General features: G+C 33.8%; 8 protein-coding genes. 1 reads left to right on the top strand and 7 read right to left on the bottom strand.

Going from position 1 to position 7,323, the window contains the following annotated elements; all coding sequences use genetic code 11:
- From N456_RS24850 to N456_RS08510, 6 genes are all read right to left on the bottom strand, one after another.
- Positions 1-202 (bottom strand): hypothetical protein (locus N456_RS24850; protein WP_205410262.1); only part of this gene is annotated, 202 nt, incomplete at its 3' end.
- A gap of 280 nt (positions 203-482) precedes the next feature.
- Positions 483-1,682: a hypothetical protein gene (locus N456_RS08490; RefSeq protein WP_205410263.1), complete on the bottom strand. Its 1,200-nt coding sequence runs from the start codon at positions 1,680-1,682 to the stop codon at positions 483-485.
- 2 nt (positions 1,683-1,684) lie between these two features.
- On the bottom strand, positions 1,685-2,368 hold the full coding sequence (locus N456_RS08495) for an ABC transporter ATP-binding protein (protein ID WP_062055918.1): 684 nt from the start codon (positions 2,366-2,368) through the stop codon (positions 1,685-1,687).
- A gap of 24 nt (positions 2,369-2,392) precedes the next feature.
- A complete protein-coding gene (locus tag N456_RS08500) occupies positions 2,393-3,583 on the bottom strand; it encodes an ABC transporter permease (protein ID WP_062055920.1) in 1,191 nt (396 codons plus the stop codon).
- Positions 3,584-3,595: 12 nt separating this feature from the next.
- Positions 3,596-4,807, bottom strand: a complete 1,212-nt coding sequence (locus N456_RS08505) for an ABC transporter permease (RefSeq protein ID WP_062055922.1) — start codon at positions 4,805-4,807, stop codon at positions 3,596-3,598.
- A 1-nt stretch (position 4,808) separates the two neighbouring features.
- On the bottom strand, positions 4,809-5,564 hold the full coding sequence (locus N456_RS08510) for an outer membrane lipoprotein-sorting protein (protein WP_062055924.1): 756 nt from the start codon (positions 5,562-5,564) through the stop codon (positions 4,809-4,811).
- Between the two features lie 150 nt (positions 5,565-5,714).
- Between N456_RS08510 and N456_RS08515 the strand changes: the two genes are divergently transcribed.
- Complete coding sequence (locus tag N456_RS08515) at positions 5,715-6,251, top strand: TetR/AcrR family transcriptional regulator (protein ID WP_062055926.1); 537 nt, start codon at positions 5,715-5,717, stop codon at positions 6,249-6,251.
- Between the two features lie 232 nt (positions 6,252-6,483).
- Here the strand turns inward: N456_RS08515 and xerA are convergent.
- Positions 6,484-7,323, bottom strand: an 840-nt coding sequence (gene xerA, locus N456_RS08520; protein ID WP_062055928.1) for a site-specific tyrosine recombinase/integron integrase, incomplete at its 5' end; no start/stop codon positions are given.

The following is a 7,323-nucleotide window of genomic DNA, read 5'->3' on the forward strand; positions in this document are numbered from 1 at the left end:
TCAGGGTCTGTCTTAAGAAATTTCCAATTAATAAAACCACTATTGAATTCATGATAATGAGTGAAGCACCAATGTATTTTTGAGTAAATACCTCACTTTCAAATAAACTGCGTCCAACTCCATAAAGTAAAAACGCCAAAAGAAACAAAATGCCAATAGTTCTAGCTTTGTGGATTTGTTTTGAAGTACTGTTCTGCTCCATTTTAGATTAATTTTGATTACAGTTGAGTAATGCCCGCTAACGGTTAGTATAAGAGCAGTAGCGGATTAAAATGCAACTACTTTTCGGCAAGCAATATACTTAATTAAACGCAAAAACGGTTCGAGTTTGCACCCGAACCGCTATTGCTTTTATACAATGTTATGTGCTGCCTTTCCTTTTCAGGTGCGTTGGCTTGGTGGCTCTTTTGGATTTTTTAGCGTTGGATTGAGGGTTCGGAAAAATACAAATGTGCCACCAAATGTGTTGGCTGTACTTGTCGTTAAAAACTCCATTTCAGCCTTGTGAAAACATAGCTTCCAACTCCATTGTAAAGACTGTTTTTGTCGCCTGTGAATATTTGTGCTGCAATCAGTAAATTAGTATTTTCTGTCAGAGAGAAGTCAATTGTTGGGTTCAAGAAAATAGAGTTGTCGTCAATGTTCCAAATGGAATTTAAGTTGGCTTTTATTAATGGTGTAATGTCATAACCGACAGAAATGAAGGTTGAAACATAGTTGTTGATTAGTCCTTTTGCAAAAACGGGTTGAGTCAAAAATTGGATATTTGTGGTCTTAATAGGATTTGTATTTCCAATGAATTCAAGTCGGAAATTTAATGTGTTTGGCAGTGTGTAATCAAATGAAATGTCGCCTATAAAAGTCGGGTTTACGCCAACATTTTTGTAAGGTTGAAAATAGGTCAATTCTCCTTTAAAACCTGCATTCTTAATTTGGCCTGCCCAACCTGCACCAAGGGCAATATCTGTTTTGTATTTACCAACCAAAAATTGAAAGTCATATTCTTTAATATTTGTTTTGTAATTAGTTGCAAATATCATTTTGTCAAAAGTGCTATCAATGTTGGATGCGAATTCAATAGATGATAATGAACTTATATTGTACTTTACCAATGCAGCATCAGTTCCTCTGCGTTCTTCATAGTCAAAATCGAAAAATGAGTAAGCATTAAACAAATCGTTCGGGTTCCAAGCATACGTTTTCCCCCAATTAATTCGCTGTTTACCAATTATCGCTTGCCATTTATCTTTATCAAGTTTTAAGTTTGCACGGTCTATTGTTGAATGAATGAGGTAAGATTGCCCTTGCGAGACAATACCTCCTAAACGTATATAATCTAACGATTGATTAACTTGCTCGTCAAAATTTGGAATTTGTTGAACGCTATTCCCAAAGTAAATTCTATTTCTTGCTTCAGCATTAAGTGTAAGCCAAGAATTAGCGTAGTATTTAAAATTAACACGGTTATGTATTTGATTATCGAAAGACCATAATCCATTGAAAGAAGGAATAGCTACTGAAACCAAATCTTTCAGATACCCATTTATTTCAAACTTACTTGGATTGTTATTTTCAATTTGTTCTACATCAATTGTGTCTGTTGGATTAATGTTTTCATTTTGGGCAAATAAACCAAGGCTTGGAAAAAGAAGAAGAATTATTATAAGATTTGAATTTCGCATTTTCATTTTGAAGTATCGCTTATCACTTTCCCATCTTCAAATACAATTACTCGTTTTGCCCTGTCAACTACTCTTTGGTCGTGAGTGGAAAAAATGAAGGTTGTACCTTCTTTTTGATTAAGTTCTTCCATAATGTTTAGCAAATCCGCAGTTGACTTACTATCCAGATTTGCGGTTGGCTCGTCAGCAATTACAAAAGTTGGTTTGTGAGCTAAAGCTCTTGCAACTGCAACTCTTTGTTGTTGACCACCTGAAAGTTTTGCAGGTCTTTCATTTATTTTATCTGCTAAACCAATTTCGGTAAGTAGTACGGTCACTCTTTTTTCTCTCTCTTCTTTTGGTTTCTTTTGCAGTTCCATTATAAACTCAACATTTTCTTTTGCAGTTAAAACTGGTAAAAGATTATACTGCTGAAACACAAACCCAATATTGTCTCTGCGAAATTGTGTCATTTTGTTTTCGGATAATTCGCTTACATTTTTTCCATTGATAAATACATTGCCACTTGTGGGTGTGTCAATGCCACCTATCAAATTAAGTAAAGTTGTTTTTCCTGAACCCGAAGCACCTACAATAGCGGTAAATTCTTTTGCCTTAAATGAAAGGGAAACATCATTTACTGCATTTACTGGAACTGTTTTTTCGTTGTAAATCTTGCGAAGGTTTTTTATTTCTATTACGTTCATTTTATTTTTTTTGTTGTTAATCTCTTAATAATTAGGCTTAATTCTCATTGCTCGGTATGCTGGTATTGAAGCAATTGCAACCGTTAAAATTTTAGCAATTACAATTACCATTATTATAATTTCAGGATTCAATTTAGGATACATCACTGGTCTAATGCCTAACATATCAAGTCCTGAACTTATAGGCACACCTACCTTGCTGGCAATGAGAGTTAAAACATAGCCAAATAATATTCCTGAAACTGCACCTATCATCATAAGCACTCCTGCTTCATTTAGTAGCATTGAAAACACCTTGAATTTACTTTGTCCAATGGCTCGTAACATTCCTATTTCGTGCGTTCTTTCTTGAACTATCATATTCATAATATTCATCAAGCTAAACCCTAAACCTAAAATGACAATGATTGTAAAAAGAACTCCAACCATATTTATAAAAGCATCAAAAGCATTGAGTTCTGGCAATAATTCTTTCCAATTATTCACTTCATATTCGGCAGATAGCGTTTCCTGAATACCACTCTGTGTTTCTATTAATTTTGTTGGGTCTTTAATTTTAATAGCGATTTCTTGCGGTTCAGAAATTGAACCCAATTCTTGTAAATCGGTGTAATTTACAATTACCGTATTTTCATCAAAAGGTGTACTTGGTGTTGCAAAAATTCCTGCTACTCTAAAACTTCCGCCAACAATTTCCTCTTGAGTGTTCTTGAGTGTGATAATGATTTTTGATTTCAATTTCAATTTTAACTTGTCGGCAGTTTTCTTACTGATTAGAATTGGCATTCTCATATCTGTACTTAAATAGCTGCCTTCAACCAAAAAATCTTGTACTACACTTATTTCACGTTCAGTTGTAGGTTCAACTCCCTTAATTTCACAACCTATGCTGTTTTCAGGTGAAGCTGCAACTGCATTTGTGGATATGCGTTTTGCAACAACATCTACATTTGCGTTTTCTTTGACTTTCTGAATTACATTTTCTGCGTTAGGAATAAAAAGTGTAATGTCCTTGTCGTCTTGAAATCCCATTTTGTGAATTTGCAAATCACTTGTTTGTAGATTCTTCGCATCATCCAAACGCTGTTGGGATATAGACTTCATTAAATTTAATGCGAATAAAGCCATTGCAAATCCAAAGAAGGCTGCCAATAAAAAAACGGTTGTCCGTGTTTTGTTTCGCCAAATATTTCTCCAAGCTAATTTTGTAGTCATATTATTATCGTTTTATATGGCTTCAGCCACTTTTTGTTTATTAATGATTTGAATAGGAAGCAAACTTGCAATTAGCATTATGCAGAAAACTATAAATGACATTAAAGCCCATAGTTTCGGTTTGATTCCAAATTGCATAATGGGTTCCGCACCCATTGCCTCAAAAGATTTTGCACCATCTCCTGTCAATGGAATTGGGTGGTAGTACATAAAAATCATAAATGGAATTGCGATTGATAATCCTATAATAATTCCTGTAATGCCCAACATTAAACTTTCTAAAAATATCACAGTTTGTATTTGTGATTTCTGTAATCCGATTGCTTGAAGCATTCCAAATTCTTTTTTTCGTTCCAATGCCATCATTATGATTGTTCCGATTATTCCAAAACCCACAATTAAGAAAAGACACGAGGAAAGCAAAGTAAAAACGGTGGTATCAATTTTGAGCCCGTTCAAAATTTCAGGTATCATTTCATCCCAAGTCATAATTTCATAATTGCTACCCAACTTTGATTTTAGTTCTTTGGAAATTCTGTTTGTTTGGGATTTGTCTTTAATGTTGAGCATTAAAGCGCTACACATTCCAAATGCACTATTGTATTCTTGTGCCAAAGACAAAGGCATATACACCAACATCACGTTCATTTGTGGATTAGGAATTTTTACAATTCCTGATATTGGGTATTTACCTGCTGCTACATTTGCCTGATAACCTTGTCCGATTAACACCAATGTATCGCCTACTGTAAGTTTTAAATATTTTGCTAACCCTTCTGCTATCACTACTTTTTTGCTCTTTGAAGTAAAAAAACTACCCTTTACAATTCTGTCTTTTACTTTGTTAAATTCATTTTCATTATCGCCATCAATGCCCAAAACCAAAGAAGCCTTTGAAGTTTTGTCTCCTGCGGCTAATGAGAAGTTTTGAAGTCGTGGAATAATTTGTGTAACACCTTCTATAGAGTTGATTTTGTCTATCAATTTATCATCATCCAAAAGCAAATCATTGATAGACTTATCTTTCCAATAATCCGCAGTATGTACTTGAATATATCCCACATTCTTTACACCTGCTTCTACCATTTTATCGCCATTACCAAGCATTAAAGAACGCAGGCTAATTGTAATAATGATAGCAAAAGCAATACTGACAAGGACAATTACACTTCTTTTGCGTTTTCGCCAAATGTTTCGCCAAGCTAATTTTATAAGTTGCTTCATTTTATTTTACGGTTTTCATTTTTTCTTTTGAGAAAAAGTTATTGTCCAATTTCTCACTGAAATTTGCAGCTGAAATTGTTATGATAGTCTTTTGTCCTTTTTTATTATTGGGTGTCATTTCTAAAGTGGTGGCTATTTTTTTACCTCCTACAGTTTTGAAATCACTATTGATAAGTGTGTTTATCAATGTTCCATCTTCATCATAGTATTCAGCTTTCCGTTGTAATATATCATCTTTGCTAATCCATAAAATGACCTTGCCCCAAACTACCGCTGCATTTGGTTTAGGTGTTGCTTGAATTTTATAACAAGTAACATTTTGAAATTTTTCTTCGCCTAATAGTTTATGCGTGTAGTCGTTCACTATCGAAGCTTCTTTTAATAAATCCTCATTCGTAAAATCTGAACCCATCCAAGATTGGCTCATTTGGGACGGTGAAATTTTGGTTACTCTTTCAATGGAAGGAAGCCAAGTCCAACCTTCCGATTTAATTCTCAAAGTCGAGATTCCTTTGTCTTTTGCAGGTGCTTGGATTACCATCATTCCGTAATCCGCATCTTTTGACCAAGATTTGAAAGTGAGTTCTCTTGTCCATTTTGGACGCACTAATTTCATTGTCATATTCATTGAGTAAGCACTACTTCGAACATTGTAATGAGCCTTTTTTACGATTTCGGTTGGTGTGTCCGCTGGTGCAAACGCCATTAGAAAAATGGCGACTGAAAGAAAACCGTATTTTAGAATTGATTTTATCATATACTTCGTTTGTTTTAAAACTTGTTGTCTGTTATCGAATAACTTGTTTTATATTTGTAATGCAAAAATAGAATGTCTTAAAAAAACGTACAATAGCTAAATCGACCAAAGTGTCTGTTATGGAACAGATTCGGATAAAAGTTCAGTAAAATGAAGAAGAAAACTCAAAAGCCTGTTGATAGGCGAATTCAAAAATCAAAGAAGTATTTGTCAGATGCTTTTATAGCATTGATTTTAGAGAAAGGGTATGAAGCGGTAACAGTTCAAGAAATAATTGATAGAGCAAATGTAGGTCGTTCCACTTTCTACGCTCATTTTGAAAGTAAAGAACAATTACTCTTTAGTTTGCTTGGAACGATGAACGAGAAAAGTAAAGATGGGATAGATTTTGAAATGCTTTTCAATCACTGCGCAGACAATTTTCAAATTGCAAAAGCAATGTTGGGGAAGAAAGGTGGGGATTTAATTATCGGTCATATTCGAGATGTGATGAGTTTGAAAATTGCCAAAGATTTAAAACGTGATTCATCAAAATCAAAGTCAGAACAACTCAAAATATATTTTACAAGTGAAGCGTTGTCCGCTGCATTGGTCAGTTATCTAACAAATTGGTTGGATGAGGATATGCCTTACAGTTCAGAAGAAATGTCTGCAAAGTGTAATGAACTGGTCGAAAAGTTTACTTGATTGTTGTCAATCCATTCATCTTTTGGGGTGGTGGGTGGGCTTGGGTGCGGTTGGGCAAAATTAAATGTGGTGTTTTAGTGTGGGCTTGTGTGTTGGCAAAAACACCTCTTTTAATTTTGTGAAGGGTTGGCGTTTTGCATTCCTTCCATTTCAATGTTGCACTGTCGTTCGTTTTTTTAGGTTGCACATAACAATGTTGTAATAGCAATTGCTATTACATTCCATGTATTTATTACAAATCTAGAGGATTTTTAATTGATTTAAAATTATTTACAGCTACTTGAGTATATATTTCTGTTGTTTTTGTACTACTATGCCCTAAAAGAGTTTGAATATATCTTAAATCTGTGCCATTTTCTAATAGATGAGTAGCGAAACTATGCCTTAGCATATGCGGGGTTACTCTTTTGTTTATCTTTGATTTTTCTGATGCTTTAACTACGATTTCTTTTACACTACTCCCACTATATTTATTTCCTTTTAACCCCTCAAACAAATATTCTTTTGGATTCCATTTCTTATAATATATCCTTAGTTCTTTTAGTACGGTTTCTGATAACAAGGAATATCTATCTTTATTATTTTTTGCATTTTTGATATGGATCAACATCCTTTTACTATCTATATCTTCAACTTTTAAATCTAGTAGTTCACTTCTACGTAATCCAGCAGAATATAACAGACTTACTATACAACGATGCTTTATATTATTGGTATTAGCTATTATTGCAAGGATTTCTTCTTTAGAAAGTACTTGTGGGAGTTTCTGTTCTTTTCTAGGTCGTTCTATACTATAAAACCTATTGGGCATTCCCATGACAACCTCATAGTAGAATTTGATACTATTGATGGTTTGATTGATATAGCTATTGGATTTATTTTCTTGGATGAGCACTTGTAGATATTTTCTTATTTCTTGTTCGGATAACGCTACAATATCTTTCTGGGGATAATGATTGATGAATTTTTCGAATAGTGAGATGTATATTTTACAAGTGTTTAAGGCATATCGTTTGAGTTCTAATTTCATCAAATATTCTTCTGGTACATATTTATAAGAAACCTTTTTAGA

The sequence above is a fragment of the Aquimarina longa SW024 genome (genome assembly GCF_001401755.1).
In the GTDB taxonomy this organism is placed as follows: domain Bacteria; phylum Bacteroidota; class Bacteroidia; order Flavobacteriales; family Flavobacteriaceae; genus Aquimarina; species Aquimarina longa.